The organism is Pseudomonas sp. 05N36 (assembly GCF_056397385.1).
This window is the reverse complement of sequence record NZ_JBFTNH010000008.1, coordinates 77,468-101,653: the sequence shown is the minus strand read 5'-3', so window position 1 is coordinate 101,653 and position 24,186 is coordinate 77,468. Positions and strand designations below refer to the sequence as shown.

Here is a 24,186-nt window from a genome sequence, read left to right as displayed (position 1 = left end):
GGATCAACCCTGTTTCGCCCCTCACAAACTCCCCAAACGTCGCCTTATGCGTTCAAGCCGATCCAGCCATGGATGCCCACGTAAAGACCAACACCAATGATCAACACGCTGGACAGGTAAGGTGCACGACGTGCAACTGTACCCAGCCAAGGCCATCGGTTGGAGGCTTGTTTGGCACCAATGGCCGCAGCAACACCAACAGCAACCAAGGTAAGCGCCAAACCGATGCTGAAGCACAGAACGAGCATGCCTCCCAGAGCGACCTCTTTAACCTGAAGGCAGAGCAGCAGAACGGTGATGGCGGCAGGGCAAGGGATCAAACCGCCCGTCAAACCAAACATGACGACCTGGCCCGTGGTGACTTCCCGGCTGGTGAAGCGCTTGCGAATATCATTGGCATGCGCTCGTTCATGAGCATCCTGATAGCCGTCAATCGACAACTCCAGGCCTTCCAGCTCGGAATGCACATGCCCGTGATCATGCTCCTGGTACTCCAGATCGTAATCATGGGAGTGACCTGCATGCCCAAGGCTCAAGCGCGCACTGAATTCATGAGGCTCGGGAATGTCGACGGTCGACTCCAGGAAGCCTTCACGCTCAATAAATGAGAACGCTTGGGTGCTGCCGTCTGGACGGGTAGTCATCAGGCGAACGTCCGAAGCGGCCCACGCATGCCCGCTCAGTGCTTTCAAACGCCAATGCGGAGGCATGCCTTCTTCAAAGATCGACAGTTCGATGCGGCCATGGCCCGTATCGATGCGATGGGTTTCATCGTGATGACCATGGTCATGCTCGCCGTGGTGGTGATCATCACCTTGCTCGAACTTGAACATCTGCTCGCCGCGCCATGTACGCCAGAGCATCCAGAGCGCAATCAAAATGATCAGCGCGGAGGACGCGAGCTGGAAGTAAGGTTCAGTGGTTTGAGCATCCAGGCCTTTGCCTAAGTACATGCCGCCAATGGCAACCAGCCACACCACCGCTGTGTGCGAGAGCGTTGCGGCCAGGCCCAGCAGCACCGCCTGTTTCACCGATCCGCGAATGGCGATGATGAACGCTGCCATCATGGTCTTTGAATGGCCGGGCTCCAGCCCGTGCAAGGCGCCCAACAGTATCGCGCTGGGGAAATACAGCCACGCGTGGGAGCCGCCCTGTTGAAGCAGTTCTGCAAAATTTGGCATGACAGGACCTATTTCGAATAGCGACGGATGGCTTCGAGCAACTCTTCGACGCCTTTGGCGCGTTCTTCATCGCTCAGCTCAGGGTTGGCGACATGTGCGTGAGCGTGAGCTTCGATAATTTCATCCATCAGGCCGTTCATTGCCCCACGTGTAGCCGCGACAAGATGCAGCGTTTTGGCGCAGTCGGCATCTGACTCCAACGCTCGCTCTATCGCCTGAACCTGCCCGGCGATACGCCGAACACGCTTCAACAGATCGTCTTTTTGCCCATGAACATGCGACATACCATACCCCCCCTACCTATTAAGGCGCGCATATTCACCTAGATTTAAGGCGTTCGCAAGCGAAGCGTTCGTTCTGTGCATTTTTGTGCCTGAGGATCAGGCGTGTTCGGTCGAGCCATGGGCCGCCGAAGACGACGATCTCGCTCGGGCGGCCGTATAGGTGGTGCAGCAGGAAAGGACCGGAGCCGAAGGTCGCGGCGTCCTCGCCAGGCAATGCCGGATCGGCGCCAAGGAATATCCCGGCGTGGTTCGGGTGAACTGTCCGCCCTACTTCCATCACGATCATGTCGCCGCGCTGCGGTCGGTCCACCGTCATGAAGCCGGCGGCCTCGTAGTTCGCCTCATAAAGGCTCGCCGACTCCGCACTCTCCCACCAGCCGTCCTCGCGCTTGAACGCTTCGAACTCAAGCCCCCACTCACGCTGGTACCAATCCGCGCAGACCTGCCAGCAATCCCAGGCACCGTGCACGAACGGACGCTTCAACAGCGGCACTTCACCTATAGGCATAACAGTGCGCAGGTCACTCTCGGGCCAACTGAGGATGTGCCAGGGCAAAGCCGTGGCCTCACACATGGCCAAATCTCGCGGTGACGGTCGGCTGGTAGCGTCCGGATGCGAATGAACGACCCCGATCACTTCACCCAGGTCTTCCGCCGCGGCGTAGTCCTCCGGATCAAGCCGGAACTCCTCGCTCGGCTCGGTCGCGATGTTCCGGCACGGGAAGTACTGCTGCTTTCGTCCAATCGTCAGCACCAGGCCGCAGCACTCTTTCGGGTACTCGGCTGCCGCATGAGCCTGGATCGCACTCAAGATATGTTTGTGCATGCTCAGCTCCGGGCGATCAGGGACACGGCGGGGAAACCACCGTGCGGGAGTTGGTTGTTCTGTCCAAAGCGCAACTTGCAGGACTTCAGGCCGCCCTTGCACTGATCCTTGCTCGGGTCATCCGTAGGGTTGTCGTCGTCATCAAACATCAGTGCACCGGTGTAGCCGCAATTCGGTCCGCGGTAACCGCCAGTCATGGCCCAGTGGCAGAAGGTCGTCATCTGCCGACCGGGTAGCCCGTGGTTATCGATCTCGCCCGGCGAGGACAGCTCCCATTGCACGACCTCGCCGTCTTCGCCGGTCTTCTGGTCGATGTACCAAATTTCCAGCGCTTCCTGCGTCGGGTCGGCGGTCGGGTTGCCCTAGGGAAAATTCGCCGCATCCAGGTACTGGGCCAAAGTCTCGCGAACCGTCAGCTGGAACTTCAGCAGGTCCTCGAACGCCAGGCACAGCGCTGTGATGCGTCCGTTGACGTTGCCAGCGCTGAAGGTTGGGCGAGTAGCAGTGCCATTGCTGTCCGCGCCAATACCTTCAATCTGCACCGGCCAGGCCGCGTACTCGTTGCCTTGCCACCAGATCGATTTCGCTGGCAGCTCATCCGGCGAGCCGGCATAAGCCAAGAGCTCTTCCGGCGAGTGCGGGATTGCGTGAGCGTGAAAACGCAGAACGTCGGCGCCGTACTCGGTACCGTCAATTTCAAACAGCCGCACTTCCCCGCCGGGCTCCAGTTTCTGGATGTCCGTGATTAATGCCATCAGGGTTTCCCTTATGGGTGAAAGGTTTGTTCGAAGGTGGCGGTCAGCGTGTACACGTTGCCGCCCTTATGGGTTGGCTTGTAGCCATTGCATTTGTAGAGGCCAAGCTCGCCGAGTGGCGGCGTCCAGAGAAACGCTTTCGCGCCCTGGTGGCGATCGAGGAAGGTGATGATCTCCTTGATCCGCGCCGCACCGCCGGTGTGGCTGTAAGGCCAGGACTGCATTTTGTTGTTGATGCCGTCCGAAACTGTCTGGCCATAGCCATCGCCGAATTGCTTGGTCCGGGTCCGCTGGCTGATCTCGCCGGCGGCACCCTTTTCGATCTGCCAATTGAATGTCTCGAGTGCCATGTATTGTCCTTTCGTGGTTAGACTCTTCGGAGTAGCCTCGACTGACCTCTAGAGGGAGCGCCAAATGCAAATTCGGATTCAATCTGTCAGTCATAACCCAGACTTAGAGCCCGAAATATTCTCGGTTCGCCTACAGCTGGACCCTGATGAAGGCTACGAGGGCATCTTTATGGGAGAGGCCACCGTGACCATCCCGTTTGACTCCGGCCTGACCTTTTCTCAAATTGAGGAAAAAGCCATAGCTGAAGTCAAAAGAGTCCTTTAAGCAGGATTTTTGCGGGCATCAACCACCCTTTATTGCGGTACGGATTCGCCCGCCCTGCCCCAAGTCCTTGCGCATTTTTTGCTCGTAGACTCGCTCGATCATCGGCGCGATTGTCTTGGCGAAATCGTCTGCTGCAGCGCTTTGCGAGTCACTGGAGGCATCGGTACCGCCATCGCTGGAGATGTTCACCACAACGTTTATCTGCGTTGCTGACGCCCCACCGTCGCCCATTGCCGAGATACCAGGCCCACCGCCAGATGTCAGCGGTGTCACACTGCCGCCCTCGGCGCCGGTCATCAGGTAGGACCTGCCACCCTGGCTGAACAGCTCCGGCCCCTTCTCGTTCACTTCATACAGCGTGTTGGGATCAACACCACCACCCGAAGCCCGGCCACCACCGAAGGTCACCGAGGCGGAACTGGCATCGAACTGGCTGCCGAAGCTCTGCGCGCCAGCCTCCGCACCACCGGCCGTTGCAGCACCTGTTGCTCCGGTACCGCTGCCAGTGAAGTAACTGATGCCAGCACCGACCAGGCTACTCAGCAATGCCGAGCTGGCCTGCCGCGCAGCAATCCGCGCCATGTCCGCCAGAATCGACTTGGTGAAGTCGGCGAACGACAACTTCCCGGTCATGGCGAAGTTGACGACCGCGTCTTCCATCGAGCTGAAGGCATTGCCGAACAGGCTTTTGGTCTGGCCGGCAACGTTCTGCGCCGAATCCAGATAGTTGGCCCAGGCCGAAGTCGCGCCCTTGGTCCAGTCACCCTGCGCCGCTTCGACATCGGCATAGTTCTGCCGGATCTGGTCGGTTGCCGCTTTGTTCGCGTCGGCGAGGGCCTGGGATTTGCGAGTGAACTCTTCGTCGGACATATTGCGCGACGGATCGGAGCGCTGGTTTTCCAGCTCTAGTGACTGCTGAGCGAACCGGTCTTGCTGGTTGTTCAGCTCGCCACTGAGTGCGTTCTGCCGGTCGCCTTGGCCAACGCCGATAACGGCGCGCCGCCCGGCCAGCTCCAGCGCCTTCTGTTGCTGACTCAACGCCTGAACGTACGAAGTGATCGCGCGCTCTTGCTTGGCCAGTCGGCCGGTTTCGTTTGTCGCGATTACTTCAAGCTGGCTGTCAGCATCCTTCTGCGCCTTGACCATTGCGGTGCGTGCGTCGGCGATCTTCTGGTCCAGCTGAATACGCTGCGCTGCCGTGGTGCTGGATTTGTTCTTCACGGCTTCCAGCGCGGCGATTTCGGCTTCGTAGGCTGCCGTGACCTCGTCCCGTTCGTTGCCGATCAGGCCGTCGCGCTTTTGGGCATATTCAGCCTGGGAGATGAGACCAGCTTTCTGCGCGGCTTCCAGCTGTTTTTGGGCGTTGCTGTAATCGGCCACGATCGAGGCGAGCTGTTTTTTTGCGTCGTTGAAACCGGTGAGATCGACACTGCCTGCTGCGGCCTTTGAGTCCTTAAACTTGTCATTGATGTTCGCAATGTTCTTGTCGACGACCGACTGATCAAGACGCTTGTCTTTGGGGTCGGCCTTGCGAATATCGTCGAGCTGCCGGCGGTATTCCTTCAGCGCATCTGTGCGCTTTTGCTCATTTGTCCACGATGACTTGGTGAGCGCATCAACCTTTGTCATCGCCGCAACAGCATCTTGCTGGACTTTCGCCTGCTCGCCTTCGTACTTGGCGATATCAGCTTCTGCAGCCTTCTGGTCCTCGAGCATGTTGAGACGATTGCTGTAGAAGTCGATCATCTCCTGCTTGTTCTGGAACAGCCCAACATCCCCAGATTGGGCGCCAGCCAAGTTACGCCGTGCCTGCTCAATGTCGGCGCCGATGTCTGGACGACCTATATTTTTGAGGTTGTCAGCAGCTCGAGCTACCGCGTTGTAGCCCTTCTCCCAGAAGCTCAGGTTCTCCAGAATCTTCGGCGTACGCTCGTTGATCGCATCGGCGTACTGCTCGGTCGCCAACTTCACTGCGCCAGCATGGTCGCCCTGCTCTTCCAGTGCAGCAATCTGCGAGTAAACCGAGGCTGTCAGATAGTGGTACTGCTCGTTCAGTGCTGCGGATGCCTTGACGGGGTCATCCGCCAACTTCGTGAACTCGGCAATCGTTTCACTGATCGCTTTACCGGTTGCTTCCTGCATAGACACGGCGGCCTGCGTGATGCCGGCGAAGCTTTCGCCTGCGATCTTGCCATTCCCTGCCAGTGCCGCGAGCGCTTCGGCGGCTTGGCCAGTGGTGCCCACGGTTGCGCTAACTTGGCGCGCCATATCAGCGAGCTGCCCAGTGCTTACCGCCGTTGGGGATTTTGAAGCCCATGGTTTTTCCTCTTTTCAGAAATGACAAAACCCGCACAAGGCGGGTTCTGGATTTGCCCAACGGGCGTAATTAGTTGGTGTCAGCGCGGTACTGGAACGACGCCGCAACGGTGTAGGTGGTGTCGTCGGGAATGCCGGGGCTTGGCTCTACCGGCGTCAGCACGATGACTTCGAAATCTGCACGGTTGAGCCTGAGGTAGAGCGGGAACAGCGTAGCGAGCTCATCCACCAGGTCTTCCGCCGCGCCAGGACCAGAGCCCGAAGGCCGCCGAGAAGCGGATCGAGTACGACGAGAAGGAGTTGCGGCACCGGCTCAGGCTCGGCACCCGGCAGAAGCTTGACGAACTGATGGCCTGGAACGGTATCGAGGAGATGAGCGAGGCGGTGCAGAACCTGATACTGAACGCTCATGCTCTTGGGCCGACCCTGTCATACCAGGCGATAGAAAGTCCGCGCCACAAAGTGCAGATAAGCGAAAACGTGGCGCGGATGTTTCGGAATGAGAGCTTGCGGGAGCTGCGCAAAGACCCGGGCGACGAGAGCTTTGCATCCGTTTGAAATCTGGGTGGTTACTTGTCTTTTTTGGGCGGCTGTACTTTAGGCATTGGCAAAGTGTTTTGTACCGGCGGTAGACCTCTGTCATTTGCTTGGGTTGGGCCCGATGGCCGCTTGTGACCGGTAGACGGTTTGTTATCGCTCATCTTGAAGCTCCTGATAATGGCTTTTGAAATATTTCCGCATTTGATCTTCTGCTTTGGCCATCAGCTTTTCATTTTCTGGAAAAACCATTCCTGAAAAAGCTGACTTCATTACAGCAGACTTTTTCTTCCGTATCGCAACGCGTTTGTCATTGATTTCACGCTCAGTTAGATTTCCTTGAGCTACGTCAAACCAGCCTTTTTCAGCATCATCAGCTAAAAGAGAGAGCTCTACTCCTGCGGAGGCCAGCGGCTTTATTCGCGCCTTGAAAGGGAGGAACTTATAAACCACCGATATAACCTGAGTGATCATAATAAAAAACGCCCAAACAAAGGCGTAATCCTTCCAGATCACCCACCCACCTATGCTCGCCGACGATGCAATAGCCAGAATGATGCTGATCCATCGTTCAACAGACTCAGATCCCAGCTGATACAGCTCCAGGTAGTAGACGTGCGCCTTAAGGTTCTGTAACTCAACCCAATACTGTTGTTGGTACATCGGGAGCCCTTCTTCGATTCGATCCCGACTATATCAAAATGCCATCCGTTGTCGATGGAGCAACATCCCCCCCTCCAACCCCACTGTCGCATCCGGTCACGGAGGGCGGCGCCTACCCGAGGTAATCGCAATGCCTGTTCTCCACAGCGTGATTCACAAGATCGACAAGAAGCCCGACGGAAACCCGGCCATCCTGCACCGCAGCGCCGGTGAACTGGTCGAAAGCCAAGCCCGCGACGAACTGATGCAACAGCTCAACGAAAGCTACAACGCCAAGCCCGGCAAAGGCTGGGGGTTTTTCCATGCTGAATCCGGCGCCCACCCATTCAGCGGCTGGCTCAGCAACTACCTGGCCGGCACCGAAGACTTCATGGAGTTCAGCAACATCGCCGTCGAGCACCTGCAAAAGCTCATGGAAGAATCCAATCTGACCGTCGGCGGCAATGTCCTCTTCTGCCATTACCGGCAGGGCATGACCGATTACCTGGTCATCGCCCTGGTGCAGGAAGCAGAAGCGGTAATCATGACTGACGGTCTCACGCTACAGTCTATCCGGCGCCTGGACCTCGACAGCATCTTCCTCGCAGCACGGATCAATTTGTCTGAGTGGAAAAACAACCCGGCCTCGAAGCAGTACGTGTCATTCCTCAAGGCGAAGAAAGGCAGGCGCGTCACTGAATATTTCCGCGATTTCATCGGAGTTCAGGAAGGCATCGACGGACCAGGTGAAACCCGAACCCTGCTCAAGGCCTTCAGCGACTTCGTTGAAAACGAAGATCTCGGCGAGGAATCGGCCCGCGAGAAGACTGACACGCTGATCAGTTACGCAATGTCCCAGGCCAAGATCGGCGAGCCGGTCACTCTCGAGGAGCTGTCGGAACTGCTCAACGAGGAACAGCCGAAGAACTTCGCCGAGTTCATCCAGGGCAATGACTACGGCCTTTCGGATTCGATCCCGCCAGACAAAAAGACCCTCAGCAAATTCCGGCGTTTTACCGGCCGCATTGACGGCTTGTCGATCAGCTTCGAGCAGCACCTACTGGGCTCGAAGGTCAAGTTCGACAAGGTAGGGGGCACTCTGACGCTGAGCCATCTTCCTACCCAGCTCACCGACCAACTCAAGCGCGCAGCCGCCTGAAACCCACCGCTACGCCGCGCTCTGAATGGAGGGCGGCGCCTGACTGGAAATCACTTATGACCTCTTCCCACCAGATACTGGTCGGCGACTGCCTGGAGCTGATGCGGCTGTTGCCTGACAATTCAGTCGACAGCGTCGTGACCGATCCGCCCTACGGGATTCGGTTCATGGGCAAGAGCTGGGATGGGCAGGACATCGAAGACCGCGCCGCCTACAGAGCCAGCATGCCGTCACACGCCTCAGCTTGCGGGCCGAACGGCGGACATCGATCCGTAGCGGCCGAGGCCGGCAAGTACGACCTGACACCCAGCGGCATGCGTGCCTTCCAGTCGTTCACGCTTGAGTGGGCAACGGAAGCGCTTCGGGTACTCAAGCCCGGCGGACACCTGCTGTCGTTCGCCGCGGCTCGCACCTACCACCACATGGCGGTCGGCATCGAGATGGCGGGCTTCGAGATCCGCGATCAGATCATGTGGGTGTTTGGCTCGGGCTTTCCCAAATCGCACAATTTGAAGGGTGATCACGAAGGCTGGGGCACCGCACTCAAGCCGGCACATGAACCAATCTGCATGGCTCGCAAACCGCTGATCGGTACGGTAGCGGCCAACGCTCTGGCACACGGCACCGGACCAATCAACGTCGATGCCTGTCGAATTCATGGACCGGATGCCGCCGGCGGCCAATACACCCAGAAGCGGATGGCACCAGGTCACCACATCAATGAAACCGGCAAATGGAAGCAGGACGCAGAGTTCACCGGCGAGCGAAAGGCCGGGCGCTGGCCAGCCAATCTGATTCACGACGGAAGCGATTGTGTGGTTGCAATGTTTCCGGCGGAGGCCGGTGCCAGCGCACCAGTGCGCGGTAGCGAAGCCAGCGCCGCGAGTACTGGTGAGATCACTGGCAAGCGCGATCGAGTGGCCGGGGCATTTCACGGCGACACCGGCAGCGCCGCCCGCTTCTTCTACTGCGCCAAGACGAGTCGCGCCGATCGGCACGAAGGCCTGGCCAATCCAGGATCTCAGTTCAAACGGGGCAACACACTGCGCAAGGTCGAGAACACCGCCACCACCGGTAACACGCACCCGACGGTGAAGCCGACGGATCTGATGGCTTATCTATTGCGCCTGATCACACCGCCCGGTGGCACCGCACTCGATCCGTTCATGGGGTCGGGCAGCACCGGAAAAGCAGCGGCGCGTGAGGGTTTCCAGTTCATCGGCTGCGAAATCAACGAGCAGTACGCGGCGATCGCTCAAGCGCGGATCGAACACGAAGTCACTCGCCAGCAAGAGCGGAAGGTAAAAACTGATCAGCTTGATCTGTTCGGCACCGCCTGACCCACCCTCACTATTGCGCTGGCGGGTAATTCTTCGAAACCGCTTCAAAGGCGCTCAGTAGATGTCGCCGAAGATAAATCCGCTTCTCACCGTAATAAATCGCGATATCGTCAGCGAAATCCCCCCCCAGTGTTATGCCGTTCAGACTGAATGCGGAGGGAGAAAGACCTGCAACTACGTTAAATGTGAATTTACCAATTGACTCAAACAGATGCTCGCCGCTGCTGATATGGACTGCGGAGTTTCGGCACTCTCGAACAAGGTCGGTAACGTCCTTAATACTCTCCGTCTGATCGACGTGATCAACAATTGATATTCGCATCCCATCGGCTTTGGACTTCCCCAGCAGGTCGTTCAAATTAATGATCAAGAAAACAACGGCGGGCTCGAACAGCGGGTTTGAAATCCCGCCAGATGAAAATACCCCTGAATTGAAAAGCTCCTGGCATTTATAGATTGAAGTCTGAATATCGCCACTTCTTATCCACGCAGAAAAGCTCTGTTCTTCGCCAGCCATGTAGTTCTCCTTGATCCGGCCTCATGCCGGGCCATCAATTAATAGCCCACAAACCCACATCTCGCCACCGCATCCGATCACGGAGGGCGGCGCCTGACTGGAGATAATCATGAGCTACAACTGCGCATACGTCCGGCAGCACTATCAGGTGCCCGCCGAAGTCGGTCGTCGTGTCATCGCCTACGGAAAACCCGGCGTCATCCTTGCGGATCGCGGCCACTACATTGGCGTGGTGTTGGATGAAGATCCGAAGAAACGGATCAGCAACTACCATCCGACACACGAGATGCAGTACGGCGAGATGGCCGAGAAGCTGCCTCTCAAAGAGTGGCAGGTCATCACCGCCAAGTGCTTCGACTGGTTCGATGTCGTCCACAACATCGGGGACGCTCGGCATCACGTTGAACGCGTCTGGGCAGCAACTGCAAGCCAGGCCAAGTACCAGGCATTTAAGCGCTTGGAAGATTGTTTCGATAGCGCCAAGGCCATGTGCTTCTTCAAGGTTCGCCGCGCCTGAGCTGCCATCACCTACTGCGCTGAGCGCAGTTTAAAGATCAGCAGTCCTGATTACTTCGACTCCGCCATTATATTCATCCGCAAAAGAAGTTAAGCCCACTAAAGCCTTTTCGGCGGCAACGCTAAGCCCGCACAAAGATTTGTGGTTTTCAGCAGACTGATGCCCTTCAATGGATATTTTATCTAGAACTTTGAGCATTCGATTTGCGGAAAGGGCAATGTTCTGCACGTCTCTGGCGACCAAAGCTCCAGGGAGTTCATAAATAGGCAACCTTGCAATCCAAAGCGCTGCTGCCTCAAGAGCATCCCTATGGCGAGACGCACTCCCCTCCATGAGGATATCTGGCATCTTCCTGGCTGCCTCAATAACGCGTTTAGCGACAATTTCAGCTACCTCAGCTGTGGCTCTAAGCGACGCAACTCGTTGAAGTCTGGCTTCTTCCGCCTGGTGGTTAACCTGATCTCGAAATAGCTTTCGAGATTGGTGCCCTTGCCACCACGCAACACCTATCACTACAAGTAAGGCCGCGAGCGATCCAATCGCTTGAACCCATGACGCCAATCCTGGATGGCTATCCATCCAGGACAAAATCACTTCACCACCCATTAAGCCTCCTGGTACCGGCTCCATGCCGGGCCAAACACAAATACCCCACTTCAACGAATCACGCCAGCCGGCGAGGCTTGTGAGTGCTTCTGCGGCGACTAGGCCATTGCAGCCCTCAAGTAATTGACCAGCAAATCACCAAAGCCGTTGGTCAAAGTGCCGAGTACCAGAAGGGAAATTTCAACGCGCTTAACTCGATCTACGCGTTTTTCGATGTATGCGGAGAAGGTTGATTCAGTTTTCGCCCTAACATCACGCGTTAAGTTTGCTTTGAAATCTTCAGGGATTTTACCGCCCCAGAATTTTTCGTAGGCTTCGTATAGCAGGGCAAGCTGAGCGGGCTCATTTTTCTCAACGAATCTTTGTATTTGTTGACCGAGAATGTCTTTTAGCTTTATTGCGGCCACCACTACAGCTACGACGATGATCAAAGACCCGCATCGATTGAGCCACAACGAATCGTTGAAATAACCACCAATAGCCCCTCCTAGAAACAGAACCGATGAAAGGAAGACAGAAATTCTTTCCAGCCAGGTTGTTCGAAGTTTCAAGCCTTGGGCTCCCTTTCAAAATGTCCGTTTATTTCACAATTAGGCTATCACCAGCCTCTTGGAGGTATATCCTCACGTTCATCGCCCTCTATTGCATTGGCACCAGCGCAGCGTTTGCGGATGGCTCGCAGGCGACAGACGACAGGCGCGGGCCGGCAGGCATCGCGGTCGGTGAGCCCTTGGTCGCGGCCAGGTCCAAGCTCGTCAAACAAGGATGGAAGCCGACGCGAATGCATGCCAATGGCTATGAATATAGTGGCGTGGAGCGTGAGCTGACTGCACACAAGTTCTACGAGGTCGATGTCTGCTCTTTTGATAGCTCGCGTTGCATCTTGTTCTACTCAAAGAGCGGCGTTTGCCTGCGCGTAGACACTATCGGGGAGCAATTCAACGACATGACGGTTACGCGATGGGCCGATGAGTGTCCTGGCGCGCCTCCAAAACCAAGCAAGCGCGGCGCGGGCTAGCAACCGACCATCGCCAGGTCATTAAGCCTCAGTGTGATACCCCCCTCACATGCGCCTGGCACGCAGCCAGAGCAATCAATCCCCGGTCGCCGTCGCCGGTAATGCCGATCATTCGTTGGGCATGCGCCGGGGCAAGTCGGGCGCGCGTTCCTCCATGAACCACGCCGCCGGCGCCGGTAGCGGCTGGCACTGCGCAACCACCGGCCAGCTTCCACGCCGCGGCATTCACAGCAAAGCCCTGCGTACGCCTTCCACCAGCACTGCACTCGGATAGGCAAGGCCGGCGTTCTCGTGGTGGAGATGGCTTTCACGAAGCCCTGCATCATTGCGCTGTTAGGTCAGCAGCGTTTTACCCAGGGCCCGGATGCCGTTCTCTGGTGTGTCGAAGCGGGCGAGCGGGTCGAAAGCCAGGCCCGCGAAGAACTGATGCAACAGCTCAACGAAAGCTACAACGCCAAGCCCGGCAAAGGCTGGCGTTTCTTCCATGCGGAATCCGGCGCCCACCCATTCAGTGGCTGGCTCAGCAGCTACCTGGCCGGCACCGAAGACTTCATGGAGTTCAGCAATATCGCCGTCGAGCACCTGCAAAAGCTCATGGAAGAGTCCAACGAGGAATCGGCCCGCGAGAAGACCAACACCTTGGTCAGCTATGCAATGGCTCAGGCGAAGCTGGGTGAGCCGGTCACTTTCGACGAGTTGTCGGGACTGCTCGACGAGGGCCGACCGAGGAACTTCGCCGAGTTCATCCAGGGCAAGGACTACGGCCTATCGGCTTCGATCCCGCCAGACAAAAAGACCCTCAACACATTCCGCCGCTTCACCGGCCGCGCCGAAGGCCTGTCCATCAGCTCAGCTCAAGCGTGCTTCAGTCTGACCCACCCTCGCCTATTTCGAAGCAGACTTAAATGACATCACGTAAGTAAAGAATCCTTTCAGGTCATCGCGCAGGCGTTCTGAAATTAGAGGGTCATCAAATATGCGGGGGTCAAAGTAGATGAGCCACGTGCCATCCGGCCTTAGCTCCGAGTCGGCAAAGTAGGCCCCCACTTCGTTCTCTGTAAGTCCTGTGGCGTCAGCAATTTCCTTGATCGTAGGCTTGCTTTTCATCAGCGGCCTCCTTGATTCGGCGGCATGCCGAATCCTCAACAAATAGCCCACAACCCCGAATCACGCCACAGCCTTTCGTCACGGAGGGCGGCGCCTACGATTACGACCCTACGTGCGAAAGCTCTTCGTCAATGATTCGCTCAGCATTCTTCGCAGCGGTTGTCGCAAACTCGTAACAGATCCAGAAGTCCTGCTCCGTTACGGATGCAGATCCCTGCAAGTTCTCCAGGCAGCGCGCCAATGCATGCTTTATCAAGCCATCATTTAGAGCATTGCGGGCTGCCTCTTCACCTTCAACCGCTCGAATGGCAGCTTCGATTTCTTCGATCTGCTTAATCTTTGCCACCAGCACGACCTTGGCGGACTCATCTCGCTCGATGATCTTGGTCCAAGAGTGATCAACTATCAGCGTTTTCATTAGTAGCTCCCCGTCTTCATGGCTTATGCCGGGTCATCAACCAATAGCCCACAAACTCACATCTCGCCACCGCATCCGATCTTGGAGGGTGGCGCCTACTGAAGGCTCGGCACGCTTTGCCAACATGTCGCGACCAGAAATCGTTGTGACTGAAGATTGGTTCAATGTTGAACATTACGTCGGCGACGCCCGCCACTGGGTGAAGACAGTCTGGGCAGCCACTCGTAGCCAAGTTAAGTACAAGGCTTACGAAGACCTGCAAGACAACTGCTATAGCTCGAAGGCCATACGCTACACCGGCCCAAAGGATTAACTGGCCATGAACAGCGAAGGTGAGGCCCCCTCCCTGCATCTCAACCTGAGCGCCTATTACCCGATTCGGTGGTCATCCAACTGAGTGGCGTTTGATGTGGGCACTCCAACCTTTCAGGGTATTCGTACCCTGGTGCTGCTGGTATTGGTACTGGCGCCGATCAGGTCGCCAACGTGTTCGACGATCACGGTCCATTCGTCGCAGGCGGCGTTATACCAGGCTTCGGCGAGTATCGCCTCGGACGCTGAAGCAGACTTCTGGAGCTTGCTGATGGTGTCCAGGAGTTCTCCCGCGAACGCCGTCCACCCGGTACGGAGCGAGTCGAGCGCGATGGCTATGCGGTTCATGTCACCGAGCACCATGCCCGTGGATAACGTGAGGCCGTTCAAGGTGACAATCACCCGATCATCGGTGCTGAGTTCAGTCTGGTCACCCGCTATTGTCTGCTGATAGCCACTGATCTGCGTTTGCATCGAGGAGATCAGCGTTTGTGCCTCGGCGATCGACGCCACGCCAATGCCCGCCAGGATCAGTGACGCGCCTCCCGTGAAGGGTGTGAGCAGGACGCCGAAAATCGTCTCGATAATGCCACTGGTCCGTTTCGACTCTGCCTTGGATATCGCATCGCGGTCCGCCTGGATCTGCGTGTTCAGGGAAGCGATCTGTGCGTTGATGCTGGTGATCTGGGCCTGCAGTCGTTGCTCCTCAGCCTGCACTGCGCCGATGGTCGCTTGCATGTTCTGATGGGGGGTCTGCATGTTGACTTCGAAGGCCTTCAGCTTCGTCAGATAATCACCGCTTTGCGAGACAATCGACTGGATCGGCGGCTGCAACGCTTGTAGTGCGCTGACGAGCTGAGCCTGGGCGCTGTCGGAAGGGCTTTTTATCAGCGCAGCCAAGAGGGCCTGGATCTGCGGTGCACCGGCAGTAAAGGCATTGCCGGCCTGCTGGATCGTCTGGAGCACTTGCGAACTGAAGTAGAGGACACCGCTTTGCCGCCAGTCGAGGACAAGGTCCTCTGCCGCGCCGAGTTCGGCGTCGAGTTGCGGATACCAACTGGAGCTGACACCTTCGATCTGGGCCTCGACGACAGCCTGGCACGAAGCATTGAGGAGCACGACGGCTGACATCGCCCCGTCGATCTGCGCATCCGCAGTCTTGGCACTTAATGGCATCAATAACTCCTTAATGAATGAGTGCTGCGCGGCACATTGCCGCGCAGCACCTGTTCGATCACGCGGCCTGAGAGGTGATCGTGCCGTCCATGTTCATCTGGGCGGTGGGTATGTTGATCTGGGTGCCCTGCAGTGTCGTGGCGAAATCGATGGCGAGCTGCCACTCGTTCGCCGCCGCATTCGTGAACGCCATTTCGAGCAACGTGCTGAGTGCTTTGTCGGCTTTGTTCAGATCGTTAATAACGCCCTGCAAATCGTCGTGGAACCCGGCCCAGCTCGTACGGAAGTCAGAAAGTGAGCTCTCTGCCTGCACCATGTTGCCGACCGCCTGATTTGCCGATGTCGCAAGCCCCTGGAGCGCCACAATCTGTGCCTGATCGGAGGATTTTTCCACCTGGTCTGCCGCAATCTGTTGGAAGTCAGAGTTGATCTCACTCTGAAACTTCGACCACTCGACCGCACCGCCGACAATCCCGGCTACGGCAACAGCGCCTACCACGAGGCTCGCGCCACCGGAAACAGGAGCCAGCGCGAGCGCGACAACGCCCAGAAAGATGCCGACGCCGACGGCGATCTGCGCATCCATCATGTACTTGTTCAGTTGAGTGATCGTATCGTTGAGGTTCTGGATTGCCGTGTTCATCGCATCGATATCGCTTTGAAGCGCGACCTCGGCGTTCTGGATACTGCTGGCGCCGCTCGACAGATTGTCGTGCGCCGTCTGCAACCGGTCTCCCCAGGCCTTCAATTGAGTACTGGTTGTATCGACGGTGGCCAGGATTTCCGTTATCTGGTCCAACAGGCCGCCAATCAGCTGTTGAACCTGCTTGACATACTGGTTGTCCGCCCCCGACGCATTCGGATTGGCCTGACAAATGCTCACTATCTCGGCCGTAAGAGCCTGGTACGTCGTGCCATAGTCGAGCACAGCCTTTGGAACACTCGCTGTCACCGAGGGCGCGATATTGTCGACCCAATCGCGGGCCACAGTTTTGGCGTCGTCGAGGTGAGTGCTGAGGGCGTCGTACCACGACGGCTTCGGATCGGGAGCAGTGAAGGTTGTGTCAAGGACGCCATGACATGCCTGAGTGATCAGGATGAGCGACAGGAATCCCTTCTGGGTCTTGGACTGAAGTGCCGGCTGCGGGGTTGGGTCAGACATTTTTACTCTCCTTAGTGAACCGCTGATACAGATCGGGCCCGTGCTTGTTGGGGATTGAGTACCACGGGCCTCCCTGTAGCTGTCTTGAACGTCGTCAGGGATGCGGCGAAACCGGCGATTGTCTGCCAGTTCGCAGCGGCGGTAGAAAGTGTCAGCAGATCGAAATAACCGGCTGGGTCAGCGCCATCGTTCAGCGCATCGATTGCCTGCTGCACACCTTGTGTCTGGTCGCGCCACATTTGCGAGAGCTGCGGCACTACATCGTTTATCGACTTGAAGGAAAGTTGCAGGTTGTAAAGAAGCTGCAGGACCGACTTGGTCGCTGCGGCGGCCTGAGCGGCCTGGCTCGCTTCGATTTGAAGCTCGGCGATCTTCTGCAAGGTCGCCTGGACTTCTGCGGAGCCTTCGACAAGGTCGGCGAAGAACCGCCCGATCGTGATCGCAGACGTCAAGAAGGAAAGAAACGGAACGCCTTCGGCGCCGTCGACCGCGACATCGTAGACGATGCTCACGGACGTGGAGACGACGCCTTTGCCGTCGCTGATCGATCCGCTCGTGATAGCGTCCCCGAGCGATCCGACCAAGTCTTCAAGTCGGGCGAGTTCGGCCGCGATCTTCACCATCTGCTGCTCTTCCGCGGCCAGAGACTCCCATCCCTGATCAATACTCGCCTCAAGGAGCGGCTGGATGTCCGAGAAAGTATCGAGCTGCTCTTTCAACGCAACCCCGGCCGCATCAGTTGCCACCGCTGCGGCCTGCAGTTGCGGTATCAGCACTTGACCAAGCACCTGCACCCACTGCGACACAGTGACGAGCCGGCCGTTCTTTTGCAGGCTGGCGATCGAAGCAAGCGTCGCATTATAGGTAGCGAACTGATCCAGAATCGGCGCCCAGATCGAAGGTTTCGCCATGATCCAGCCACCACCCGCAGCCGCCAACATCGCCACCCGGTTTCGCACGGAAGCGAGCCAGTCAGGATCCTCCGTGAGCTTCCCGATGAAGATGGTACGGGTCGTGGCACAATAGTTGTCGATGCTCACGACCTCGTTCAGTGCCGCAACCAGTAACGTCTTCGCGAAGTTGACAGTAGGACTGAGCATCAGGCAGTAATCACAAGGAAGGGGTCGAAGGTTTTGGAAGTTCCGTCCATGGTCAGCACCACCGAATACTGCTGCTGGCTGCTGGTTCCCTGAGCCTCGACGCGCCCTTCCCAGTAAACACCGTTCGGGTTTTTGTACGGGTTCGGCACACACACCTTGTCTGTAATCATCTGGCCGGTGAACCGGGTGATGCTGACGTCGCTGGACGGTGAAACCGGCACCACGCTCCAAGTGATCAGTTGCCCGTCCTKGCATGCAGTCTTGAGCTCAACCTGACCCTCATTGCCGGAACCAACATATTTGTTGGTGTCGACAAGGTAGACGTTATCTTGCAGGTTTCCGGCGAGCGCAGCTTCCACGTCGACGACGATCAGTACATCGATGGTTTTTAAAGTCATTACTTTCTCCAAGGTAGCCGCGCACCGAGGTTCGGCGTCAGGCAATTTTCAGATTTGAGTTCAAAGACATGGATTTGCCGCCGACCGACAGGGTCACGGTGTAAGCGAAGGAAGCGAACTGCTGTCTGGACTGCACCTGGCCGGACCAGAATTGATCGCCTTGAGGCCCGTTTGTGCTCGGTCTACAGATGCCACTAGACACCATGTCGCCCGAAAAACCGGTGATTGCCACCTCGGCACTGGGGTTAATGGCGGTGATGCTCCAGATCACCACTTGTCCGTCCTGACAGACGGTGTTGAGCGTGGAAGTCCCCTCGCCCCATGATCCGAGGTAACCCTTGGTGTCGACCAGATAGGCGTTGTCCATTGCGGACCCGCTAGCCAGTGCACCATCGGTATCTATAACGATCAGCGCTGATATAGAGCTCATTCCAAGGATCCCTCCCACTACCGCTTTCCTGATGGCAGACGCCGTACAAGGCGACAGGGTCGATGCCATCGGCTGGGAGACTAGACCCGAGATCAGCTTGCCGCAAACCGATAATGTTAAATTGCTATGACCCTGTGAAATTTCAGGCGTAGCGACCGGCGAATGGATGCAGCGCTGCGCTGTTCAACCCTTTTGATTAAAGGCTGGCGAGAGCATGGCCTGCCTGGCTTAAAGTAAAAATCGCAATCGAGTAGGAGGCGTCTTCACAGCCGTCCCTCGAACGATGGCCCCGCCGCCACATGGGCACGGGCTGACTCGGGGGTCGCGGTGAGCATCTGCGCAGCTACCTTGGGCTAGCCGGGGCTTGGGTGCACCTGGTGCGCTTTTCCTATCTAAACCTGCACTCCGGTATGTTGGACGACCTCATAGAGCGCCCGAAAACGATCGTCTAAACTCAGGGTTGAGCTTGAGGGTTCAGCCATGTGCGGACGACTTTCCCAATACAAGGGCATCCACGACTTCGTGGCGGCGCTGAGCATGCCCAATGCTCTGGTCAACACCGTTGGCGACCAGCCGCTCGAGCAGTACAACGTCGCCCCGACAACAAGGGTCGCGCTCTTTCGCCAGGAGGGCGACACGCTGCACGCCGACCTGGTCAGGTGGTGTTGGCGACCGCATTGGGCAACCGATCAGCCAGCGAAACCGAACGGCAGAGTCGAAAAGGTAGCGCATAGCCCATTCTACCGGGCGATCTGGCCACACCGAGCCATCACCCCCATCAACAACTGGTTTGAGTGGGTCGATGAGGGCGGGCCGAAGAAGCAGCCCTATTTGATCCGGCATCGGGACGGCTCACCGATCCTGTGCGCTGCTATCGGCCAGTTTACGACCGGCGAACACGCGCCTAGCGAGTATGACGGCTTCGTGATCATCACTGCCGATTCGGCAGGTGGCATGGTGGACATCCACGATCAACGCCCGGTAACACTGGTGCCCGAGGTGGCACGGGAATGGCTCGACCCGACCACACCCAAGGAGCGCGCCGAGCATATGATGATTCAACAGGGAGAGCCGTCCGAGGCCTTCGAATGGTTCAGAGTCGGCGCAGCCATTGGCAATGTGCGCAACCAAGGCGCGAGCCTGATCAAACCGATTTGAAATGCTATTTGTCCCGCTGAACCCTGAAATTCACGCAGGCATCACTCCCCGGCTTGGCACCGTACGATTGGCAAGCAGATTGCCGGGCGTTCACACCGTCTGTGCAGGTGCCTGTTCTTGGCCTGGTGTTCATGCAAAGTCGAAGTTTTGTAAACCACTCAGTGGTCAACGATGCAATTGGCTTTCATCCCTTGTTTTGTGCCATGGCACCCTGCCCCATTTCCTGAATGTTCAGGACTAAAGCTCACGGACTTTACCCACAAAAGATCTGATGACAGCAGAACCGACTATCCTTTCGGATAGTGAACGCTGCACTCCTGGCAAAAAGGGACGCCATGCCAAACCATGATCGCGCCATCGGCTCCAGACCCGACATCACAGGCGGTGATCGAACCTGTCTGATCAGGCCCTGGTTACTCTGGATAGCTTCAATTGCGGCTTGCTGTCTTTTCACGGTAACTCCCGGATACGGGCAGAACCTGCCAACTGCAGCGGGTGTCGAGAACGCCACGGTTACGGTGATTCAAGCGCAGGAAATCGTTTCCAGGGCCACCCTCGAAGCCGTTCGCTGGAGCGGCCCTGAATCCGGCCCGCAAGCCCTGAAGGGCAAGAGCATCGCCCTTGTCGCAGAAGATTTGCGTAACGGAGGAATTCTCGGTGTCGCGCAGGGCGCTCGCGAGGCAGCCAAGGCGATGGGCTGGACGCTGGAGATATTCGACGGCGCGGGATCATCGGCCGGGCGCGCAAAGGCCTTTTCCGATGCCCTGGCAGCGAAACCCGACGGCCTGATTTTGTGCGGCTCCGATGCCCTTGAGAACAATGCGGCGCTGACCCTCTTCGCCAACAGGGATGTGCCGGTGGTGGGCTGGCACGCTGGCGCACACCCCGGGCCGATTGACGGCACGCCGGTGGCCATGAATGTCACGACCGACCCGCTCGAAGTGGCTCGCCTCACAGCCATGGCGGCAGTGGCACAGTCAAACGGACACGCCGGCGTGGTCATCCTGACCGACTCCAAGTACAGCATCGCCATGGCGAAAGCCAAGGCCATGGAAAACGTCATTCGGGCCTGTCGGGAATGTACGTTGCTGGAAGTGCGCGATGTCGCGATCTCCGATAGTGGCGAGAAGATGCCGGCGATCACCAAGGAACTGCTTCAACGCTATGGCAAGCGCTGGACCCACACGCTGGCCATCAACGATATCTATTTCGACTACTCGATTGCCTCATTGACCAACGCCGCAATACCGAGTGACGGCATCAGTCTGTTATCTGCCGGTGATGGCAGCGCTTCGGCTTTCTTGCGCATACAGGCAAAAACCTACCAGACCGTCACCGTTGCCGAGCCGCTCAACCTGCATGGCTGGCAAGTGATGGATGAATTGAACCGGCTGTTTTCAGGCCAGCCGGTGAGCGGCTTCGTAGCGCCGATTCACCTGGTCAATGCCGACAATATCGCCTTCGACGGCGGGAAGAAATTCCAGTACGACCCTGACAATAAATATCGAGAAATCTATCGCCACCAATGGAATCCCTGACATTGGACGTTACTTCCCGGCTCGGACACCGGCTATTGCCGCAATCGCTACGCGCACAGTTCACACTGGCGTTTCTGACGCTGGCGCTACTGATCCTGGCGGGTGGTGCAACGGCGGTCTACGCGTTGCGCACGTCAAACAGCGCCACTCGCCAGCTGACGGATGAACGACTGGTCCGCATGCAAAATGGGCAAGACATGCTGCAGCGCACCTTGCTGATCGAACGCCAGACCGATCAGCTTCTGACAACCCGCTCCCCCGACTCCCTGCGTACAAGCTATGCAGCGACCGTCGAACAGCTTGAAGCCCTTGATCAGTTGGTGCAGCAGCTGACTGCAGCGAACAGTGGCGTGGCGATACTCGACATGTATCAGTCGAGTCAGATGTTTCGCAATACCGCCAACATCGTTGCGCAGCTGCGAGAAAGCCTGCTGCAAACCGAGGTCACCTTCGAGCAGACCCTGGAGGATCACACCACCCGGTTAACCGCGACCAAGACCCCGGCCAGCCTGGAACTGGCGGTGTTACTTTTTGATCTGCCGCAGGCTGTTGACAGTGATGCCGTGCAACGCCTGCGGGTCCGATATGAGCGCCTGTCACGTACCGCAGGCAAGTTACCCGACACCGATGTGGAGACGCCCGATCTCTTCTCCCTGCGCCTGAGACTCATCAATCAGCACAACGTCATACAGCGGTTCAATGAGGAGCTGAAGAATGAGGCCGGGGTTCTGGTCGCGGTGGCCCGTGCGCAATCCAGTGCTTACACAGAAGACTATCGCAAAGCCGTGCAACGCCTGGTCGAGGCCTCAAATCGTAGCCAGCAATGGGTGCTGATCATGTTGGGCGCCAGCCTGGTGTTCGCCTGGTTTGTGACCCGGGTCTTCATGGGCCGTCATGTGCTCGTGCGCCTGAATGAAATAAGCCGGCAATTGCGTCAGGAACACACTGACAGAACACATTTGATGATGGCCGAACATGGGAAAGACGAGATCGGCAACATGGCTCGCGCGGTGAATCAATTCCTCGAAGACCGACTTCAGCTGGAAAAAAGAACGGTCCAATTGAGTATTGCCACAGAGCGGCTCGCCGTACAAAACAGCCGATTGGAGCAAGAAGCCGTCATCCGTGCCGGACAAGGTCGTGTCCTGGAACTGATCGCCAGGAGCACCGAGCTTGCAGAAGTCCTCGACAGCCTGGCTCACCTGGTCGAGTCCCAACTGGAGGGGATGAGGGTGTCCATCCTGGTGCTGGATGAGGATGGCAAGCACCTGTTGCATGGGGCTGCACCCAGTTTGCCAAAAGCCTATAACCAGCTCATTGACGGGATTGCGATCGGTCCGAACGTCGGTTCATGCGGCACCGCGGTGTATCGACGAGAACCGGTCATCGTCACGGATATCGAGCTGGATCCGCTGTGGGAGGACTACCGTTCAGCCGCTACGCCCTATGGATTTCGCGCCTGCTGGTCGACGCCGATTCTGTCCCATGAGCGAAAGGTATTGGGGACGTTTGCCTTGTATTCCAACACCGTACGTAGCCCTAGCTCGAGCGAGACACGGCTGATCGACATGGCGACACCGCTTGCCGGCATTGCGATAGAACGCCAACTGACCGAAAAGCGCATTCGCTACATGGGCGACCATGACGCACTGACCGGACTGCCGAATCGCACACTGCTCGAAGACCGTCTCAAGCAGGCAATACTTTATGCCCAGCGCTACAACCGCCAGGTAACCGTGGCGTTTCTCGATCTGGACAAATTCAAACTGGTGAATGACAGCCTTGGGCACAGTGCGGGAGACGAACTGCTGAAAACCGTCGCCCAGCGCATGCTGGAGTGTGTACGCCGCACCGACACCGTCGTGCGACTGGGTGGCGACGAGTTTGTGATCATCCTGTTCGACCAGCCCTCAGACCTCGACGGCGTGACTCCAGCACTGCACAAAATCCAGGAAGCCATCCTGCGGCCAATTCAGCTCAGCGGACATACACTCCACGTCACCTGCAGCATGGGGTTGGCCACCTACCCTGCCGACGGCAGCGATACCGACACGTTGCTCAGCAACGCGGACGCCGCCATGTATCGGGCCAAGGAGTTGGGGCGCAACAGTTACCAGTTCTATACGAGCGAGATGAATAACAAAGTTCAGGGCAAGCTTGCCATGCAAGACGGGCTTCGAAACGCACTCAACCATGACGAGTTCCTGTTGCTGTACCAACCTCAGGTGGATTTGCAGTCAGGTCGGATTATCGGCGTAGAGGCACTGATCCGCTGGCAGCACCCCGAGCTCGGCATGGTGTCTCCAATCAAATTCATTCCGCAGGCTGAAGATACCGGGTTGATCGTCCCCATCGGCGACTGGGTGATTCATACCGCGTGCAGACAGAACAAGGACTGGCAGGATGCGGGCTGGCCGCCGATCACCATGTCGGTGAATATTTCAGCACGCCAGTTCATCGAAAGGGACCTGATCGACCGGATAAGGCATGCCTTGAAAGAAACCGGACTGGACCCGATGTACCTTGAGCTGGAGCTGACCGAAAGTCTGATCATGCAAGACCTTCAGCAAGCCATCAGCAAAATGAAAGAACTGCAATCAATGGGGATCAGTCTCTCGATCGACGACTTCGGCACCGGCTACTCCAGCCTTGCAGCATTGAAAAGCTTCCCGATCGCGAGACTCAAGATCGACCAGTCTTTCGTACACGATCTGCCTGACAACGAGAACGACAAAGCCATCGCCACCGCGGTGATTTCGCTGGGGCACACACTGAACCTCAAGGTCATTGCCGAAGGTGTCGAAACCGAAGAGCAGCAAACCTTCCTGCGTGAAAACGGCTGCGATGAAATTCAGGGCCACTTTTTCAGCAGAGCGGTCAGCGCAGAGGAAATCAGCCTGTTACTGCGTACGTCCCGGTTGCCTCAACCGAGCCGCATTGCGAGCCCTGACTCGGTAAGGCGAAAGCACGATGTAAAACGCCCAAGCAGTCCAATGCCCGGGCATTAATGACTTAGCGTACGGTAGCGTGGGAACGATCTGTATTGATCGAGTTGATGGCGAGGGAATTGAGCA

The 24,186-nt window shown here is 57.4% G+C and carries 24 protein-coding genes and 4 pseudogenes; 9 read left to right on the top strand and 19 right to left on the bottom strand.

Features of this window, described 5'->3' with window-relative positions:
- Positions 1 to 44 precede the first annotated feature (44 nt).
- The 5 genes and pseudogenes from AC1DIH_RS13095 to AC1DIH_RS13075 all read right to left on the bottom strand — a co-directional run bounded on the left by AC1DIH_RS13095 (position 45) and on the right by AC1DIH_RS13075 (position 3,396).
- Positions 45 to 1,181: a nickel/cobalt efflux protein RcnA gene (locus AC1DIH_RS13095; RefSeq protein WP_477771979.1), complete on the bottom strand. Its 1,137-nt coding sequence runs from the start codon at positions 1,179 to 1,181 to the stop codon at positions 45 to 47.
- Positions 1,182 to 1,189: 8 nt separating this feature from the next.
- Positions 1,190 to 1,465 carry a metal/formaldehyde-sensitive transcriptional repressor gene (locus tag AC1DIH_RS13090; protein ID WP_461981654.1) on the bottom strand — a complete coding sequence of 92 codons (276 nt, stop codon included), beginning with the start codon at positions 1,463 to 1,465 and terminating at the stop codon, positions 1,190 to 1,192.
- Between the two features lie 34 nt (positions 1,466 to 1,499).
- Entirely contained in the window at positions 1,500 to 2,291 is a 792-nt protein-coding gene (locus AC1DIH_RS13085; protein WP_477771978.1) for a C40 family peptidase, read from the bottom strand.
- Positions 2,292 to 2,293: 2 nt separating this feature from the next.
- Positions 2,294 to 3,046: pseudogene (locus AC1DIH_RS13080) on the bottom strand (phage minor tail protein L).
- Positions 3,047 to 3,057: 11 nt separating this feature from the next.
- A complete protein-coding gene (locus AC1DIH_RS13075) occupies positions 3,058 to 3,396 on the bottom strand; it encodes a phage tail protein (RefSeq protein WP_477771977.1) in 339 nt (112 codons plus the stop codon).
- Positions 3,397 to 3,460: 64 nt separating this feature from the next.
- Here AC1DIH_RS13075 and AC1DIH_RS13070 point away from each other — a divergent pair, with 64 nt between their 5' ends.
- A complete protein-coding gene (locus AC1DIH_RS13070; RefSeq protein WP_477771976.1) occupies positions 3,461 to 3,661 on the top strand; it encodes a hypothetical protein in 201 nt (66 codons plus the stop codon).
- Between the two features lie 18 nt (positions 3,662 to 3,679).
- Here the strand turns inward: AC1DIH_RS13070 and AC1DIH_RS13065 are convergent.
- Together AC1DIH_RS13065 and AC1DIH_RS13060 are read right to left on the bottom strand one after the other, a co-directional pair.
- Positions 3,680 to 5,953, bottom strand: a pseudogene (locus AC1DIH_RS13065) (phage tail tape measure protein); the annotation flags it as partial.
- 94 nt (positions 5,954 to 6,047) lie between these two features.
- Positions 6,048 to 6,206 carry a hypothetical protein gene (locus tag AC1DIH_RS13060; protein ID WP_477771975.1) on the bottom strand — a complete coding sequence of 53 codons (159 nt, stop codon included), beginning with the start codon at positions 6,204 to 6,206 and terminating at the stop codon, positions 6,048 to 6,050.
- Between the two features lie 50 nt (positions 6,207 to 6,256).
- On the opposite strand from AC1DIH_RS13060, the gene AC1DIH_RS13055 reads away from it, so the two are divergent.
- Positions 6,257 to 6,535, top strand: coding sequence for a hypothetical protein (locus AC1DIH_RS13055; RefSeq protein WP_477772040.1), 279 nt, complete (start codon positions 6,257 to 6,259; stop codon positions 6,533 to 6,535).
- Positions 6,536 to 6,667: 132 nt separating this feature from the next.
- Here the strand turns inward: AC1DIH_RS13055 and AC1DIH_RS13050 are convergent, their stop codons facing one another.
- Positions 6,668 to 7,177, bottom strand: a complete 510-nt coding sequence (locus AC1DIH_RS13050; protein WP_477771974.1) for a hypothetical protein — start codon at positions 7,175 to 7,177, stop codon at positions 6,668 to 6,670.
- 130 nt (positions 7,178 to 7,307) lie between these two features.
- Here AC1DIH_RS13050 and yejK point away from each other — a divergent pair, with 130 nt between their 5' ends.
- Together yejK and AC1DIH_RS13040 are read left to right on the top strand one after the other, a co-directional pair.
- Positions 7,308 to 8,315 (top strand): nucleoid-associated protein YejK, encoded by a 1,008-nt coding sequence (yejK, locus tag AC1DIH_RS13045; protein ID WP_477771973.1) that lies wholly within the window; start codon positions 7,308 to 7,310, stop codon positions 8,313 to 8,315.
- Positions 8,316 to 8,371: 56 nt separating this feature from the next.
- Complete coding sequence (locus AC1DIH_RS13040) at positions 8,372 to 9,655, top strand: DNA-methyltransferase (RefSeq protein ID WP_477771972.1); 1,284 nt, start codon at positions 8,372 to 8,374, stop codon at positions 9,653 to 9,655.
- A gap of 10 nt (positions 9,656 to 9,665) precedes the next feature.
- Here the strand turns inward: AC1DIH_RS13040 and AC1DIH_RS13035 are convergent, their stop codons facing one another.
- Entirely contained in the window at positions 9,666 to 10,172 is a 507-nt protein-coding gene (locus tag AC1DIH_RS13035; protein ID WP_477771971.1) for a hypothetical protein, read from the bottom strand.
- Between the two features lie 109 nt (positions 10,173 to 10,281).
- Between AC1DIH_RS13035 and AC1DIH_RS13030 the strand changes: the two genes are divergently transcribed.
- Positions 10,282 to 10,689, top strand: a complete 408-nt coding sequence (locus AC1DIH_RS13030; protein ID WP_477771970.1) for a hypothetical protein — start codon at positions 10,282 to 10,284, stop codon at positions 10,687 to 10,689.
- A gap of 30 nt (positions 10,690 to 10,719) precedes the next feature.
- Here the strand turns inward: AC1DIH_RS13030 and AC1DIH_RS13025 are convergent, their stop codons facing one another.
- From AC1DIH_RS13025 to AC1DIH_RS13015, 3 genes and pseudogenes are all read right to left on the bottom strand, one after another.
- Entirely contained in the window at positions 10,720 to 11,295 is a 576-nt protein-coding gene (locus tag AC1DIH_RS13025; RefSeq protein WP_477771969.1) for a hypothetical protein, read from the bottom strand.
- Positions 11,296 to 11,393: 98 nt separating this feature from the next.
- Positions 11,394 to 11,846 carry a hypothetical protein gene (locus AC1DIH_RS13020; RefSeq protein WP_477771968.1) on the bottom strand — a complete coding sequence of 151 codons (453 nt, stop codon included), beginning with the start codon at positions 11,844 to 11,846 and terminating at the stop codon, positions 11,394 to 11,396.
- A gap of 495 nt (positions 11,847 to 12,341) precedes the next feature.
- Positions 12,342 to 12,518: pseudogene (locus tag AC1DIH_RS13015) on the bottom strand (lysis protein); the annotation flags it as partial.
- A gap of 95 nt (positions 12,519 to 12,613) precedes the next feature.
- On the opposite strand from AC1DIH_RS13015, the pseudogene AC1DIH_RS13010 reads away from it, so the two are divergent.
- A pseudogene (locus AC1DIH_RS13010) lies at positions 12,614 to 13,171 on the top strand (nucleoid-associated protein); the annotation flags it as partial.
- A 27-nt stretch (positions 13,172 to 13,198) separates the two neighbouring features.
- Here AC1DIH_RS13010 and AC1DIH_RS13005 read toward each other — a convergent pair.
- The 7 genes from AC1DIH_RS13005 to makC (AC1DIH_RS12975) all read right to left on the bottom strand — a co-directional run bounded on the left by AC1DIH_RS13005 (position 13,199) and on the right by makC (AC1DIH_RS12975) (position 18,416).
- Positions 13,199 to 13,420 (bottom strand): hypothetical protein, encoded by a 222-nt coding sequence (locus tag AC1DIH_RS13005; protein ID WP_477771967.1) that lies wholly within the window; start codon positions 13,418 to 13,420, stop codon positions 13,199 to 13,201.
- 100 nt (positions 13,421 to 13,520) lie between these two features.
- The gene (locus AC1DIH_RS13000; RefSeq protein ID WP_477771966.1) at positions 13,521 to 13,838 is read right to left on the bottom strand and encodes a hypothetical protein; all 318 of its coding nucleotides are present in this window, start codon (positions 13,836 to 13,838) and stop codon (positions 13,521 to 13,523) included.
- A gap of 426 nt (positions 13,839 to 14,264) precedes the next feature.
- The gene (gene makE, locus AC1DIH_RS12995; RefSeq protein WP_477771965.1) at positions 14,265 to 15,326 is read right to left on the bottom strand and encodes an alpha-pore-forming cytotoxin subunit MakE; all 1,062 of its coding nucleotides are present in this window, start codon (positions 15,324 to 15,326) and stop codon (positions 14,265 to 14,267) included.
- A 58-nt stretch (positions 15,327 to 15,384) separates the two neighbouring features.
- Positions 15,385 to 16,488, bottom strand: a complete 1,104-nt coding sequence (gene makA / locus AC1DIH_RS12990; protein WP_477771964.1) for an alpha-pore-forming cytotoxin MakA — start codon at positions 16,486 to 16,488, stop codon at positions 15,385 to 15,387.
- Between the two features lie 11 nt (positions 16,489 to 16,499).
- Positions 16,500 to 17,588, bottom strand: a complete 1,089-nt coding sequence (gene makB, locus AC1DIH_RS12985; protein WP_477771963.1) for an alpha-pore-forming cytotoxin subunit MakB — start codon at positions 17,586 to 17,588, stop codon at positions 16,500 to 16,502.
- Complete coding sequence (makC, locus tag AC1DIH_RS12980) at positions 17,588 to 17,986, bottom strand: alpha-pore-forming tripartite toxin MakABE regulator (RefSeq protein WP_477771962.1); 399 nt, start codon at positions 17,984 to 17,986, stop codon at positions 17,588 to 17,590. Before makC (AC1DIH_RS12980) ends, makB begins: the two co-directional genes overlap by 1 nt.
- A gap of 37 nt (positions 17,987 to 18,023) precedes the next feature.
- The gene (gene makC, locus AC1DIH_RS12975; RefSeq protein WP_477771961.1) at positions 18,024 to 18,416 is read right to left on the bottom strand and encodes an alpha-pore-forming tripartite toxin MakABE regulator; all 393 of its coding nucleotides are present in this window, start codon (positions 18,414 to 18,416) and stop codon (positions 18,024 to 18,026) included.
- A 480-nt stretch (positions 18,417 to 18,896) separates the two neighbouring features.
- On the opposite strand from makC (AC1DIH_RS12975), the gene AC1DIH_RS12970 reads away from it, so the two are divergent.
- The 3 genes from AC1DIH_RS12970 to AC1DIH_RS12960 all read left to right on the top strand — a co-directional run bounded on the left by AC1DIH_RS12970 (position 18,897) and on the right by AC1DIH_RS12960 (position 24,120).
- Positions 18,897 to 19,574, top strand: coding sequence for an SOS response-associated peptidase family protein (locus AC1DIH_RS12970; RefSeq protein WP_477771960.1), 678 nt, complete (start codon positions 18,897 to 18,899; stop codon positions 19,572 to 19,574).
- Between the two features lie 518 nt (positions 19,575 to 20,092).
- The gene (locus tag AC1DIH_RS12965) at positions 20,093 to 21,112 is read left to right on the top strand and encodes a substrate-binding domain-containing protein (protein WP_477772039.1); all 1,020 of its coding nucleotides are present in this window, start codon (positions 20,093 to 20,095) and stop codon (positions 21,110 to 21,112) included.
- Positions 21,100 to 24,120 carry an EAL domain-containing protein gene (locus AC1DIH_RS12960; protein WP_477771959.1) on the top strand — a complete coding sequence of 1,007 codons (3,021 nt, stop codon included), beginning with the start codon at positions 21,100 to 21,102 and terminating at the stop codon, positions 24,118 to 24,120. The genes AC1DIH_RS12965 and AC1DIH_RS12960 overlap by 13 nt, the downstream gene beginning before the upstream one ends.
- The last annotated feature ends 66 nt before the right edge of the window (positions 24,121 to 24,186 follow it).